The 12,827-nt window shown below is 75.4% G+C and carries 14 protein-coding genes and 1 pseudogene; 6 read left to right on the forward strand and 9 right to left on the reverse strand.

Annotated features, from left to right (window positions below; genetic code table 11):
• The first annotated feature begins 183 nt into the window (after window positions 1–183).
• Entirely contained in the window at window positions 184–768 is a 585-nt protein-coding gene (locus ACWEVO_RS14405) for a hypothetical protein (protein WP_452307992.1), read from the forward strand.
• A gap of 38 nt (window positions 769–806) precedes the next feature.
• Here the strand turns inward: ACWEVO_RS14405 and ACWEVO_RS14410 are convergent, their stop codons facing one another.
• The 5 genes from ACWEVO_RS14410 to ACWEVO_RS14430 form a co-directional block, all read right to left on the reverse strand.
• The gene (locus tag ACWEVO_RS14410; protein WP_452307993.1) at window positions 807–2,273 is read right to left on the reverse strand and encodes a hypothetical protein; all 1,467 of its coding nucleotides are present in this window, start codon (window positions 2,271–2,273) and stop codon (window positions 807–809) included.
• A 288-nt stretch (window positions 2,274–2,561) separates the two neighbouring features.
• Window positions 2,562–3,524: an anti-sigma factor RsbA family regulatory protein gene (locus ACWEVO_RS14415; RefSeq protein WP_452307994.1), complete on the reverse strand. Its 963-nt coding sequence runs from the start codon at window positions 3,522–3,524 to the stop codon at window positions 2,562–2,564.
• Window positions 3,521–4,348, reverse strand: a complete 828-nt coding sequence (locus ACWEVO_RS14420) for an MEDS domain-containing protein (RefSeq protein WP_452307995.1) — start codon at window positions 4,346–4,348, stop codon at window positions 3,521–3,523. Before ACWEVO_RS14420 ends, ACWEVO_RS14415 begins: the two co-directional genes overlap by 4 nt.
• A 107-nt stretch (window positions 4,349–4,455) precedes the next feature.
• Window positions 4,456–4,926 carry an SRPBCC family protein gene (locus ACWEVO_RS14425; RefSeq protein ID WP_452307996.1) on the reverse strand — a complete coding sequence of 157 codons (471 nt, stop codon included), beginning with the start codon at window positions 4,924–4,926 and terminating at the stop codon, window positions 4,456–4,458.
• Entirely contained in the window at window positions 4,923–5,243 is a 321-nt protein-coding gene (locus ACWEVO_RS14430; protein WP_452307997.1) for an ArsR/SmtB family transcription factor, read from the reverse strand. Before ACWEVO_RS14430 ends, ACWEVO_RS14425 begins: the two co-directional genes overlap by 4 nt.
• A gap of 124 nt (window positions 5,244–5,367) precedes the next feature.
• Between ACWEVO_RS14430 and ACWEVO_RS14435 the strand changes: the two genes are divergently transcribed.
• Together ACWEVO_RS14435 and ACWEVO_RS14440 are read left to right on the forward strand one after the other, a co-directional pair.
• Window positions 5,368–6,780 (forward strand): PP2C family protein-serine/threonine phosphatase, encoded by a 1,413-nt coding sequence (locus tag ACWEVO_RS14435; RefSeq protein ID WP_452307998.1) that lies wholly within the window; start codon window positions 5,368–5,370, stop codon window positions 6,778–6,780.
• Complete coding sequence (locus ACWEVO_RS14440) at window positions 6,777–7,232, forward strand: N-acetyltransferase family protein (protein ID WP_452307999.1); 456 nt, start codon at window positions 6,777–6,779, stop codon at window positions 7,230–7,232. Before ACWEVO_RS14435 ends, ACWEVO_RS14440 begins: the two co-directional genes overlap by 4 nt.
• Window positions 7,233–7,247: 15 nt before the next feature.
• Here the strand turns inward: ACWEVO_RS14440 and ACWEVO_RS14445 are convergent, their stop codons facing one another.
• Window positions 7,248–7,763 carry a 2'-5' RNA ligase family protein gene (locus ACWEVO_RS14445; RefSeq protein ID WP_452308000.1) on the reverse strand — a complete coding sequence of 172 codons (516 nt, stop codon included), beginning with the start codon at window positions 7,761–7,763 and terminating at the stop codon, window positions 7,248–7,250.
• 80 nt (window positions 7,764–7,843) lie between these two features.
• Between ACWEVO_RS14445 and ACWEVO_RS14450 the strand changes: the two genes are divergently transcribed.
• On the forward strand, window positions 7,844–8,353 hold the full coding sequence (locus ACWEVO_RS14450) for a mycothiol transferase (RefSeq protein ID WP_452308001.1): 510 nt from the start codon (window positions 7,844–7,846) through the stop codon (window positions 8,351–8,353).
• Here ACWEVO_RS14450 and ACWEVO_RS14455 read toward each other — a convergent pair.
• Entirely contained in the window at window positions 8,337–9,305 is a 969-nt protein-coding gene (locus tag ACWEVO_RS14455) for a glycoside hydrolase family 88 protein (protein ID WP_452308002.1), read from the reverse strand. The genes ACWEVO_RS14450 and ACWEVO_RS14455 overlap by 17 nt on opposite strands.
• Before the next feature lie 116 nt (window positions 9,306–9,421).
• Between ACWEVO_RS14455 and ACWEVO_RS14460 the strand changes: the two genes are divergently transcribed.
• Both ACWEVO_RS14460 and ACWEVO_RS14465 read left to right on the forward strand, forming a co-directional pair.
• Window positions 9,422–9,793, forward strand: coding sequence for an SCP2 sterol-binding domain-containing protein (locus tag ACWEVO_RS14460; protein WP_452308003.1), 372 nt, complete (start codon window positions 9,422–9,424; stop codon window positions 9,791–9,793).
• A complete protein-coding gene (locus ACWEVO_RS14465) occupies window positions 9,790–11,847 on the forward strand; it encodes an amylo-alpha-1,6-glucosidase (RefSeq protein WP_452308004.1) in 2,058 nt (685 codons plus the stop codon). The genes ACWEVO_RS14460 and ACWEVO_RS14465 overlap by 4 nt, the downstream gene beginning before the upstream one ends.
• An 8-nt stretch (window positions 11,848–11,855) precedes the next feature.
• Here the strand turns inward: ACWEVO_RS14465 and ACWEVO_RS14470 are convergent, their stop codons facing one another.
• Window positions 11,856–12,560: a Pr6Pr family membrane protein gene (locus tag ACWEVO_RS14470; RefSeq protein WP_452308005.1), complete on the reverse strand. Its 705-nt coding sequence runs from the start codon at window positions 12,558–12,560 to the stop codon at window positions 11,856–11,858.
• Window positions 12,557–12,827, reverse strand: a pseudogene (locus ACWEVO_RS14475) (hypothetical protein); the annotation flags it as partial. The pseudogene ACWEVO_RS14475 and the gene ACWEVO_RS14470, both read right to left, overlap by 4 nt.

A 12,827-nucleotide genomic window follows, 5' to 3' on the forward strand; every position in this document is an offset into this window, starting at 1 on the left:
CACGGCGAGCTGCTGCCCGCCGCCGGGGAGCTGGCCGGCGCCGGCAGCGGTGTGCTCACCGCCGGCCCGGTCGCCCGGTACCTCGGTGACCTGGCCGCCGCGCTGCGCCACGGCTGAACCAGCCCGCCGGATCGACGCCGGCGGACCATGATGGAGGCGGCCGACGGCGGAGCGGAGACGGTGATGGGCACAGTCCGGGCGTTCTGGCTCGACGAACAGCTCGACCGGGAGCGGGGTGCCGGCGGGCGCGGCCGGTACGAGGCCGAGGTGTCCCACCGGCTGGTCGACTTCGCCGACGCCTGGGGCGACATCGCCCCGGTGGCCTTCGCGGTGAGCGCCTGGCGGCTGGCGACCACCCTGGACCCGCCGTACGTGCGCTGGCACCGGCGGGTCGTCGCCGCCAGTTGCGCCCGTAGCCCGTGGGACGGCAGCCTCACCTGCGCGGTCACCCTGGTCTCCCGCTGGCCGGCGGAGCTGACCTGGAGCCGGCAGTGGCAGCGGGACCGGGGCTGGCGGGACTGGCCGGAGGTGTTCGGCCAGTTCGTCACGCCGGCCGAGCGGGACCTGACCCGCACCCCGCACCTGCGGGCCACCCTCCAGGTGGAGGCGCCGCTCCCGCTGGACGACCTGCCCCCGGCACCGGACGGGCCCGGCGCCGGGGTGCCCGCCGCCGCCCGCCGTGCCGTCACGGTGCTGGCCCGGGAGTTGGACGCCCTGCTCGCCCCGCTGATCGGACAGCTCGACGCCGGAGTGCCGACCGGCTCCTGACCGGCGTCCCCGGGGAGCGCCGGCCAGGAGGCGTGCCGTCAGGCGTTGGCCGGGATCCCGGCGTCCGGGCCGGCGGTCGGCTCGTCCGTGGTCTCCGCGTCCGGGGCGGTACGCGGCGCCGGCGTCCGGACCGCGAAGGCGTTGAAGCTCCCGCCGTCCACAGCCGCCGGTTCGGGCACCGGCTGCAGGGCCGGCCGCTCGACCGGTGCGGGGACGGCGGGACGCTCCGCCGGCGCGGGGACCACCGGCTCGTCCGCCACCCGCGCCGCCACGGTCGGGTACTCGGCGGTCTCCGCACCACCGGCGGCGGCCGCCATGACCGCCGCGGCGGCCAGGTTGGCCACCCGCTTCGCCTCCCGCTGCACCCGCGCCCGGGTCTCCTTGGCGTGCTGCTCGGCCAGGTCCGCCGCCCGCCGCGCGTCCTCCAGCCGCCGGGTCTCGGCGGCCAGGTCCCGGCGCACCTCGACCAGCCGCTCCTCCAGCGCCGCGCCGTCCTGCTCGACCGTCCCGATCTCCTGCCGGGCCCGCTCCAGCTCCTTGGCGACGGTGTCCAGCTCGGCCTGGAGCTGGGCGAGGGCCTCCTGCCGCTGCTGGACCTCCTGCTGCACGGTGGACAGTTGCTCCTGGTGGGCGGCGGTCTCCTCATCGGCCCGCTCGCGGACCTCGGTGGCGTACTGCTGGGCCTCGGCGACCAGGGCGGCGATGTCCCGCTCGGCGGCGCCGGCCCGGTCGGCCAGCTCCTGCTCGGCGGCGGCCCGCCGCTCGTCCAGCTCGCGGGCCATGGTGGCCTGCCACTGGCCCAGCTCCTGCTGGGCCTTGCTCCGGTTGGCCTGCACCTCCTGCTGAATCTGGGTACGGGCGGCCTTCACCAGCGCCTCGGACGCCGAGCGGGCCTGCTCGACCTGCTGCGCGCTCTGCTCCGCGATCCGCTTCGCCTCCTGCTGCGCCCGGTCGTGGGCGGCCTGCCCCTCCGCGCGCAGCTTCTCCGCCAGCTCCCGGATCGCGGTCAGCTCCGCCTGCGCGGCGGTCCGCCGCTCCTCGTCCAGCCGCTCGGCCTCGGTACGGCGGGCGGACAGCTCCTCCTCCAGTTCCCGGCGCTCCCGGACCGCCTCCTCCTGGGCGGTGGCGAGCACCTTCTCGGCCTGCGCCTGGAGGTCGGCGGCGCGCTTGCCGGCGGCCTCGGTGATCTGCCCGGCCTGCCGCTCGGCCAGGTCGAGGATCTGCTCGACCATCGGCCCGAGGTCGCGGAAGGACGCCCGGTCCACCGCCGCCGGCCGCTGCCGCAGCTCGGCCGTCTCGGCCTGGAGCCGCTGCAGCTGCGCGGTCAGCTCCCGCGCCTGCGCGTACGCCCGGTCGCGGTCGGCCGTCACCGCCGACAGGTCGCGGTCCAGTTGCTCGACGTACCGGTCCACCTGGCGCTTCTCGTAGCCACGCAACGCCGTCTCGAACCTCGGCCGCGCCGACCCGTCCTCGTGGGGTGCGAACGGTTCCTCGCCGTTGGACATTCGCCATCCTCCGTCGGTTCGCCAGCGCCAGGCCGGCGGATGACCGCCCCGCAGGGCATGATGAGGCGCAACGGTACCGTCGTCGGCTCGCGGGTCCCAGCCCCACCCCGTCCTCGGCGGTTCCGGACCGACCCGGGAGGGCTGACAGGCGGCTCGCCCTGTTCGTGACCTGCCTCGCCGACACGCTCTTTTCCGAGGCGGCGGACCAGCGACATCGAGCTGAGTCGGGTGGAGGGGGAGCACGACCCGCACCTGCTGCACGTCGTGCTCGTTCGACGGCTGAGCCGGTCAGACCGGGAAGTGCGGGTTCCCGGCGGTGAGCCGGACGGTGAAGCCCTCGTCGTCCCGGTGCAGCGTCACGTGGTTGCAGGACTGGTGGCTGATCCACAGCCCGAGCCCGCCGGTCGTGCCGTCGCCCGCCGGCAGCAGGCCCGCGTACGGGTCCTTGGGGCCGACGCCGCGGTCCTGCACGGTCACCACGATCCGGTCCGGTCCGCTCCACAGCCGCACACAGGTCGGGGGCACGCCGTGCCGCAGCGCGTTGGTCACCATCTCGCTGACCGCCACCATCAGGTCCTCGACGTCGTCGGCCGGGACCTGGCCCCGGTCGACGGCCAGGACGGCGGCGCGGGCCTCGGCCGGGGTCGGGTCGGTCAGCTCGACCACCGGGGCCGTCCGCTGCACCGGGTCGAGCACCACCGGCTGCGGCTCGGTCAGGAAGCGGATCGGCTCCGTGTAGGCCTCGATGGGCACGTGGCTGCCGTCCGGCCGGACCTCCCGCGGGTGCGTGCGCGCCACGTCCGCGAGCACCTGCGGCGAGGCGACCCGGGTGTCGTACGCGCACATGCTCCAGAGTGGGAAGTCGTCGTACGCGTGGTTTATCGCCGACTCGTAGCGGGCCCACCAGTCCCAGGTCACGCCCTGGTTCTGCAGGGGGACCTCGCCGACGATCCGGATCTGGGCCGCCCCCTCGGCGACGTACCCGCCCAGCAGCTTGCGGTAGGCGCGGATGGCGGAGGTCGGGCGGGCGTAGACGTCGCCGCCGGGCAAAAAGGTCACCCCGGAACCCGGGGGCAGGGCGCGGCGGACCAGCTCGGCGTTGCGCGCGCCGAAGCCGACCACGGTCGGTTCGCCGGCCTCGACCCCGCCGAGCAGGAACGGCACCACCACGGCGAGCAGGTGGTCGTCCGAGTCGAAGAAGATCGCCTCGTGGAAGTAGCCCGCGTGGCCGGCCGCGGCCCCGGTCCTCACCGCGCCACCTCCACCCGGACCTCGGTGAGGTCCAGCAGCTCGGCCAGCCGGGCGGCCGCGGCATGCGCGGTGCGCAGCACCAGCGTCGCGCCGTGCCGCCGGGCGTGGTCGCGCAGGTGCAGCAGGTTGCGGTGGTCGACGAAGCGCAGCGCGGTCGCGTCCACCACCAGCCGGCCGTCGGCCGGTCGCGGGTCGGCCCGGTGCAGGGCGTCCGCGAAGAGGCGGTGGTTGGACGGGTCCAGCTCGCCGCCGAGCGCCACGACCGCCTCGGCGGCCGTCGCGTGCAGCCGGAACAGCACGTCCGCGTTGGTCCTCGGGTGCATGCAGGCGAGCTCCGCGATCGCCGCGTCGCCCAGCTCGCGCCGGTCGTACGCGCAGGTCGCCGACATCGGCCGGTGCCGCAGGTAGCGGTCGATGAGGTGCTCGTAGCGGGCGAACGCGTCCCGCTGGGCGGGCGTGCGGACCAGGGTGGTCGCCTCGGCCACCACCCGTAGCCCGGTGTGGCCGTCGGCGAGCGCCTCCGTCGTGGCGGCGTCGTACGCGCGGACCTGAGCATGCGGGTCGATGATCGCGTCGGAGCGGTACATCCGGTCGACGGAGAGGAGGCGCAGCGCGTCCCGGCGCAGCGCGTCGTCGCGGCCGGGCAGCCGGTCCAGGCGGCGGGCCAGGTCGTCGCGGTTCCCCGGGGCGATCAGGGCGACCCGCTCGCCGGCCGCGAGCCCGGCGCCCAGGAACCGCACCGCCCAGGCGTCGAGCGAGTCGGGATCGTGGTAGGCGAGGCACACGTGACCGTACGCCGTGGACGGCACGCTTTCGCTGGTCACCTGGTGAGCCTCACGCGGCAAGTGTATGCCTGACCGGTGGAACCGCCACGCGGGCCGCTCACCGGTCGCCCCGGCCCGGGTGCGGCGCCGGACCGGGGCGGGGGCGGTCAGACGGTCCGGGCGAACTCGCGCAGGCCGGCGGGCCAGCCGCCGTCGCTACCGACCCCGTTCCGGACGCTCTCCCAGCCGGGACCGTGGGCGTCCAGTTGGTCGTGCACGAGGTCGACCCGGGTCCCGTCGCCGTCCGGGGAGAACGTGACGGTGACCCGGCTGCCGGGCGCGTCGGGACCGGGAACGGCCCAGTCGGGGCCGATGAGCCAGGCGAACGCGAACGTGCGCGGCGGGTCCCAGGTCAACACCCGGCCCCAGGCGCAGACGTCCCCGGCGTCGTTCTCCTCCCAGAGGCGGCCGCCCACCCACGGCTCGACGCCGATCGCCTTGAGCGTGCCGGGCTGGACGTGATGGGAGCGGGTCCACCAGCGGTCCATGCCGGCGGTGAAGACCTCGAACGCGCGCTCGGGTCCGGCGCTGACCCGGACGCTGGTGCGTACGGCGGTGTCGGTTTCTGCGGTGGTCACGGCTCCTCCTCGGGAGGGTTGTCGACGGCGTCCGCGAACGCCGCCAGGGCCTGCTGCCAGAACTGGTCGAAGTAGCCGCGCACGGCCGCCAGGCCCTGCGGGTCCAGCGAATAGAGGCGGCGGGTGCCGACGGCCGTCGACGAGACCAGGGCGGCCTCCTTGAGCACCTTCAGGTGCTGGGACACCGCGGGACGGCTGACCGGCAGGTCGGCCGCGAGTTCGGCGACCGAACGTGGCCCGGCGGCGAGGAGCTCGAAGACCGCGCGCCGGGTCGGGTCGCCCAGCGCGTCGAGCATCCGTCCTTGGTAAGTGGCCACGAACGGTAAGTTTAGGCTTTCCGATGGGAGTGTCAAGCCGACATCGCCGGACCGGGTGGGTGCGGCCGTGGAGAGGTGTGCTGTGCTGTCCGTCGGCCGAGGACCGGGCGAGGGAAGGGGAGCGGTGCGCGGAGACGACGAGACCGTCCCGGCCCGGCCGGTGCCTGCCGGCCCGGACGTCACCGACGCGGTCGCCGCCCGCGAGGTCGGGGAGAGCGCCGTGGTGCAGCGGGTCGAGCGGCGCGCCGACGAGCGGTTGCACCGGATGGTCGCCGTCGCGCTGGACCTGCTGAGCGTGGAGACCGTGGAGGATCTGGTCGCCATCATGGTGGACCGGGCGGTGCCGGTGCTCGGGGCGGACGGCGGCGCGGTGGTCGTCCGCGAGGGCGTCGAACGGCTGCGCGTCGTCGTCGGCAGCCGGCTCGGCCGGCAGATCCAGGAGACCTACGGCGACGTGCCGTATAACAGCCCGTTACCGGCCTGCTGGGTGGCCCGGACCGGCGAGCCGCTCCTGCTGCCCGACCGCGCCGCCGGCGTCGCCTTCACCCCCGAGATGATCGACGTGTACGAGGACACCGGCCGGCACGCCTGGGCGTTCCTGCCGTTGCGGGTCGGGGTCCGGCTGCTCGGCTCGCTCGCCGTGTCATGGCGGGAGGAGCGGCGGTTCCGGCCCGACGAGATCACCATGCTGGAGGCCTTCGCCGCGCAGTGCGCCCAGGCCTTGGACCGGATCCAGCAACTGGCCGCCCAGCGGGCCGGCGCGCTGGCCGCGCAACGGCTCTCCGAGGCGTTGCAGCACAGCCTGCTCACCTCGCCGTCCACCACGGGGGAGCTGGACATCGGCGTCCGCTACCAGGCCGCCGCACACGGCGTGCACGTCGGCGGCGACTGGTACGACGCCTTCCAGACCGCCGGCGGGTCGACCGTGCTGGTGGTCGGGGACGTGACCGGCCACGACCGGGACGCGGTGGCGGCCATGGGCCAGATCCGCAACGTGCTGCGCGGGCTGGCGTACGACGGCGAGGACGGGCCCGCCGCACTGCTCGGCCGGCTGGACCGGGCGCTGCGTGGCCTGCAGGTACGGGCCCTGGCCACCGCGCTGCTGGCCCGGGCCGAGCCCACCCGGGACGGCTGGCGGCTGCGCTGGTCCAACGCCGGGCACCCGCCGGCCCTGCTGCGCGGACCCACCGGCGGCGTACGGCTGCTCGAAGGTCACGACCTGATGCTCGGCGTGCAGCCGGGCGTGCCGCGCCGCGAGCAGACGGTGGAGCTGGCCCCGGGCAGCACCCTGGTGCTCTACACCGACGGGCTGGTGGAGCGCCGCGCCGACCTGCTCGACGAGGGGATCGCCGACCTCACGCTGCGGCTGGAGCAGGTCGGGGACGCCGCCGTGGAGGACCTCTGCGACCTGCTGCTCGAACTCGCCCCGGCCGGGCACGAGGACGACATCGCCCTGCTGGTGATGCGCTGCCAGGGGCCGCCCGGCCCGGAAACCGCTGGCCCCGTGGTCGCCGCCGCGGCATCCTGGCCGGCGTGACGACCGTACGGGAACTGGTCGCCGACGACTGGCCGGCGCTCTGGCCGATGCTCCGCGACATGGGCGTGGGGGCGGATCCGCCCGAGGTGCACCGCCGGCGGTTCCTGGACCTTCTCGCCGACCCCCGCTGGGCGCTGCTCGGCGCGGCGGACCCGGAGGGCCTGGTCGGGTATGCCGCCGCCCAGGACCACGGACCACACCTACGGGCGGGCGACGAGCACCGCACCGCCCGCCTGCACGACCTCTACGTACGCCCGGACCGGCGCCGGCACGGCGTGGGCGCGGCGCTGCTCGCGGCGGTCTCGACGTGGGCGGCCGGGCGGGTCCGGCACCTGGAGTGGCAGGCGCACCGGGAGCGCGCGGCGCCCTTCTACGAGCGGCTCGGTCATCGGGGCGACCCGTGCCCGCAACCCGAGTACCCGACCTTCCTGGTCGACTTCGGCCCGCGCTGACCCGCCCCCGGGTGGTCAGGGGAGGGGGTGGGAGATGCCCCGGGCGTGGTCGGTGACGGACGCGCCGACCACGGTGGCGGTCAGCGGCAGCACCTCCAGGCAGCGACGGACCGCGGCCGCCATCAGCGTGTTCGGTACCCGCATGGAGAGCGTGCAGTGCGGCACCCAGCGGCCCGGCTGGTAGTGCTCGACCAGGTCGACGCCGGCGCGGGCGAGCCGGTGGTGCACCTGGGCGTGGTGCGACAGCAGTTCGGCGGTGGGGGCCGGGCCGAGCCAGAGCACCCGCCCGACGAACTGGCCGGCGTGCTGGAACTCCAGCCGCAGCGGGGCGGCCACCACCATCCCGGCGAGCGCCTCGGCGACCCGGTCCGGGTCGAAGCGGGGCGCCACCGCGAGCGATACGTGCGGCCGGTGCCGCTGTTCCAGCAGGGACTTCATGCTCTGTACGCCCTCGGACTCCAGCGCGTCCCAGAGCACCCGGATCCGCCGGGTGGCGTCGGTGTCGAGATACAACTCCAGCGCCGCGACCACATGATCAGCCTAGGGCGAGGTTTGCCCGGCCGTGTGGGCGGTACTGCCCAGGTGGCCCCGAGGGCGGAGGAGCGTGGACCGTGGACGTGAACGACCTGCTGACCGAGGCGTACGGCCGGCTGCCCGACCTGGTGGAGTCGGCGGTCGACGGGCTGAGCGCGGAGCAGCTGCGGCAGGCCCCGGCGGCCGGCGCGAACCCGGTGGGCTGGCTGGTCTGGCACCTGACCCGGGTCCAGGACCACGGCGTGTCCGACGTGCTGGGGGAGGAGCAGCTCTGGGCCACCGGTGACTGGGCGGGCCGGTGCGGGTTGACCGCCGATCCCGGCGACACCGGCTTCGGGCACGGCCCCGAGCAGATCGCCGCCGTGCGGCCGGAGGACGGCCGGGTGCTCGTCGACTACCACCGGGCGGTGGTCGACCGGACCCTGGCGTACCTGCGTGGCCTGCGACCGGCCGACCTCGACCGGGTGGTGGACGAGAACTGGGACCCGCCGGTCACCCTCGGCGTACGGCTGGCCAGCCTGCTGGAGGACGACCTCCAGCACGCGGGCCAGGCCGCCTACGTGCGCGGCCTCATCCAGCGGGGCTGACCGCGGCCCGGGCCCGGTCCAGCGCGGCGTGGGCGAGCAGGTGGAACGCCTGCGCCTCCGGCGAGGTGCCGGGCCGCGCGAAGTCCGGCGCGCCGCTCACCCCGGTCAGCCGCCCGTACCGGTCGACCCGCCGGTCGGCCGCGGCCAGCAGCTCCGACCCGGTGACCCACCACGACGTCGGCAGCCAGCCGTCGGCCACTCCGGTCAGCGCCGCGTAGGCCAGCATCTGCGCGGTGTTCGCCTCCCGGAACGTGCCCGGGTCGTCCAGCACGTCGTGGAAGAGCCTGTCGTCGGTGCGGTACGCCAGGCAGGACTCCAGTACCGCCCGGGCGTGCCCGGCCAGCTCGTCGCGGAGCCCGGCCGGCCAGGACGGCGCCAGGCGCAGCGCCCGGGCGATCCCGGCGACCACCCAGCCGTTGCCGGTGCCCCAGTGCTCCGGCCGGTCCAGCTCGCCCCGGTCCTCGTCCCAGCGCGCCGCGTAGAGGCCGGCGCGCTCGTCGTGCAGCCGGCGCCGGTGCCCGGCGAGCTGCGCCGCGGCCAGCTCGGTCCGGCCGCACACCGCGAGCAGCGGCAGCACCATGTAGACCGTGTCCGCCCAGACCTGACGGCTGTCGAGCAGGTGGAACAGGGTGCCGTCGGCCGCCCGCGGGGCCCGGGCCACGAGCCAGTCGAGCTGCGCGTCGAGCGCCGCCGACCAGCGCCGGTCCCCGTCGGTCGCGGCCGCGTACCGGACCACCTCACCGCAGGCCGCGCCGTTGACCGACCCGCTCTCGCCGGAGACGTCGCCGAGCCGCCCGTCCGGGTGCTGCCGGGTGACCGCCGCGTCGGCGACCAGCAGCGCCGCCTCCCCCCGCCCCAGGTCGAGCAGGGCATGCCCGGTCACCCCCTGCTCCCAGGACTGGCGCTGCATGGTGAGCAGCGCCCTGAGCACCCGTTCCCGGTCCGTCGTCATGCCTCCGCTCTACCCGAGGCGGCGAGATCTCCACCAGCCCTCACCCGGATCGGGTGAGTTGGGCTCACCCTCCTGGCGGGGACCCTGCGGGGACGACCGGACACCGGGAGGGACCGATGGGCATGTCGGCGGCGCAGTACCTGGCGGAACGGGTGGCCGGCGCGCACCCCGACCTGCCGGAGAACACGGCCGGCAGCCTCCGGCTCGACGTGCGGGACGGCAGCCGGACCGAGCACTGGTTTCTGCTCATCGACCGGCAGCAGGTCCGCGTGGCCCGCTCCTTCGACGAGGCCGAGCTGGTGGTCCGTGCCGATCGGGACGTCTTCGACCGGATCGTCGATGGCCACCTGCACCCGGCGGCGGCCCTGCTCCGCAACGACCTCACGGTGCAGGGCAACCTGCGGCTGCTGCTGGCCCTGCGCCGGCTCTTCCCCGGGCCGCCCGACGCCCGGCATCCGCGGACTGGTTGCGAGGGGGGCGGTCGATGAAGCAGCAGATGTGCCACATTCTCGCCGGCAACTCCTTCGCGATGGGCGACGGTCAGGGCGACATGGAGGTGGACCCGTACGCACCGATCGGGCTCTGGTCCTTCGACACCCGGTTCGTGTCCCGCTGGGTGCTCACCGTCGACGGGGAGCGGCTGCATGCCCTGTCCCGGGACGAGCTGGCCTCCTTCGAGACCCGGTTCGTGCTGGTCCCCGGCACCGCCAGCCACTACGTGGACGCCGACGTCTCGGTCATCCGGCACCGGTCCATCGACGACAGCTTCAACGAGCGGATCACCGTGCTCAACCACTCGTCCGAGCCCGCCGAGTACACCGTCCGGATGGAGATCGGCAGCGACTTCGCCGACACCGCCGAAATCCGCCGCCCGGCGCCGCGCCGGCCGGCCGTCACCCCCGACCCGGCCCGCCGCCAGTTGCGCCTCTGCTACCAGCGCGACCGGTTCGTCCGGGAGACGCTGGTCACCAGCACGCAACCGGTGGAGGTCGACCCGCGCGGGATGACCTTCCGGATCCGGGTCGCAGCGAACGGCGAGTGGCACACCGACCTGCACGCCGCCATGATCATCCACGGGGCCGAGGGTCGGGACCTGCGGGCCAACCTGGAGGCCCACCGGCAGCACGTGCAGCGGGACATGCGCGAGGAACTCGCCGAGTGGTTCGAGCGGGCGCCGCAGCTCGTCGCCGACCGCGAATCCCTGGAACCGGCGTACCGGCAGGCGCTGACCGACCTGGCCGCGCTGCGGTACCTGCCGCTGGCCTACCACGAACGGGTGCCGGTGGGCGGCCTGCCCTGGGCGATGGCGCTCTACGGCCGCGACGCCATGATCACCTGCCTGCAGACGCTGCCGTTCACCCCCGAGCTGACCCCGGCGACGCTGCGCCTGCTCGCCCTGCTTCAGGGCGGCCGGCTCGACGACTACCACGACGAGGAACCCGGGAAGATCCTCGCCGAGCTCCGCTACGGCGAGGCGGCCGCGTTCGGCGAGGCACCCACCGCGGTCTACTACGGCGCGGCCGACACCACCCCGCTCTTCGTGGTCCTGCTCGACGAGTACGAGCGCTGGACCGGTGACGCCGACCTGGTCCGCCAGCTGCGCCACCCGGCCCGGATGGCGCTGGACTGGATCGACGAGTACGGCGACCTGTGCGGCGACGGGTACCTGCGCTACCAGCCGCGCAACACGGTCAACGGGGTGGCCAACCAGACCTGGCGGAACTCCCCGGAGGCGATCGTCGACCGGCACAGCCGCCAGCCGGCGTTCCCCCGGGCGACCGCCGAGCTGCAGGGGTACGCGTACGACGCGAAGCTGCGGGGCGCCCGGCTGGCCCGGGAGTTCTGGGACGACCCGGCGTACGCCGACCGGCTGGAGACCGAGGCGGCGCGGCTGCGCGAGCGGTTCCGCCGCGACTTCTGGCTGCCGCACCGGGAGTGCTACGCGTTCGCGCTGACCCCGGGGGGTGAGCCGGTCGACGCGCTCACCTCGAGCATCGGCCACCTGCTCTTCACCGGGATCGTCGAGCCGGAACGGGCGGACGCGCTGGCCGCGTACCTGTGCGGACCGGAGCTCTTCTCCGGCTGGGGAGTGCGGACGTACGCCGACGGGCAGCGGCCGTACAACCCGGTGGGCCCGCACCTCGGCGCGATCTGGCCCTCGGAGAACGCGTTCATCGCGGCGGGCCTGCGCCGCTACGGGTACGACGACGAGGCGGCCCGGATCGCCGCCGGGATCTTCGGCGTGGTGGAGACGCTGGGCGGCTCGGTGCCGGAGGTGATCGCCGGCTACCCCCGCACGCTGACCAAGTACCCGGTCCAGCTCCCGGCCGCCGGCCGCCCGCAGTCGTGGGCCTCGGGCGGGCTGCTCATGCTGATCGCCACCATGCTCGGGCTGCGCCCGTGCGGCGACAACCTGCTGGTGGACCCGGCGATTCCGGAGGGGTACGGCCGGATCGAGCTGCTGGACGTGCCGGGCCGGTGGGGGCGGGCGGACTCGTTCGGCCGGGCCCGCGGCGCCCGCCACCGGTCCCGGCTGCGCTGACCGGTGGCTCAGCCGGTCACGTCGGCTGCCGGGCTCACCGTGGTCCGGCCGGGCTCCTGCGCGTCGGCCCGCGCCCGCAGCGGGCGGGCCCGCCGGGCCAGCCCGTGGTCGATCCCCACGAAGAGGAGCCCGAGCAGCCAGAACGCGAAGGCGAAGCAGAGCGACGAGAGCCCGACCCCGCCGTAGCCCAGCGCGCCGGCGTCGATGAACGGGTACGGGTAGCGGTGCACGATCAGCCCGCGCACCAGGGCGAACCCGAGGTACGCCAGCGGGAACGCCAGCCACCAGGCCGCGTACCGCGGGCGCAGCCGGCCGCGCCGGTCGAACAGCGCCCAGTCGGCGATCGCCAGCAGCGGCACGACGGTGTGCAGGAACTGGTTGCCCCACCACTCGCCCGGCTCGCGGTGCGGCTGCACCATCGCGAACGGGCTCGCCGGGTTGGCCAGCACCAGGTGGTACACCGTGCCGGTGATGGTGATGTAGAGGGTCACCGCGCCCTTGAGCGCCGACGGCGGCTCCGGCCGGCCCTGCCAGGCCCGCCAGGCGGCGTAGCCGGCGAAGACGCCGACCGCCACGTTGCTCTGGATGGTGAAGTAGGGCAGCAGGCCGGTCACCGTCGCCGGGCCGAGCGCGGTGAGCACGATGCCGGCCACCACGCTGAGCACGATGGCCACGCGGAAGGGGATCGCCAGTCGTCGACGCCGCGGAGTCACCGGGGCAAGTTACCAGCCCGTACGCCGTCGACGTCCGGGGCCGTTCCCGTGGGGCGGCCGGCGGTCGGCCCGGCGGCAGGGGCCGGAATCCCGGTGGGGCGGCCGGCGCTCGGTCGGCCGGTGGAGGCCGGCGCGTCGGTGGGGCGGCCGGCCGGACCGTCCGGCGCGTCGGCCGGTCGGCCGGTGGGGCGCCCGGCCGTGGGGCCGGCGGGCTGCCCGGTGTCGAGGGCCGGGGTGGCCGCGGCGGGGGAGGTCGCCGGCGACGGG

This window comes from Micromonospora sp. NPDC003776, assembly GCF_053605645.1.

Excerpts from the sequence above, each read along its gene's own strand:
- ACWEVO_RS14405 (WP_452307992.1), top strand. The coding sequence starts at position 184 with ATGGGCACAGTCCGGGCGTTCTGGCTCGACGAACAGCTCGACCGGGAG.
- ACWEVO_RS14410 (WP_452307993.1), bottom strand. The coding sequence starts at position 2,273 with ATGTCCAACGGCGAGGAACCGTTCGCACCCCACGAGGACGGGTCGGCG.
- ACWEVO_RS14455 (WP_452308002.1), bottom strand. The coding sequence starts at position 9,305 with ATGACGACGGACCGGGAACGGGTGCTCAGGGCGCTGCTCACCATGCAG.
- ACWEVO_RS14460 (WP_452308003.1), top strand. The coding sequence starts at position 9,422 with ATGGGCATGTCGGCGGCGCAGTACCTGGCGGAACGGGTGGCCGGCGCG.
- ACWEVO_RS14465 (WP_452308004.1), top strand. The coding sequence starts at position 9,790 with ATGAAGCAGCAGATGTGCCACATTCTCGCCGGCAACTCCTTCGCGATG.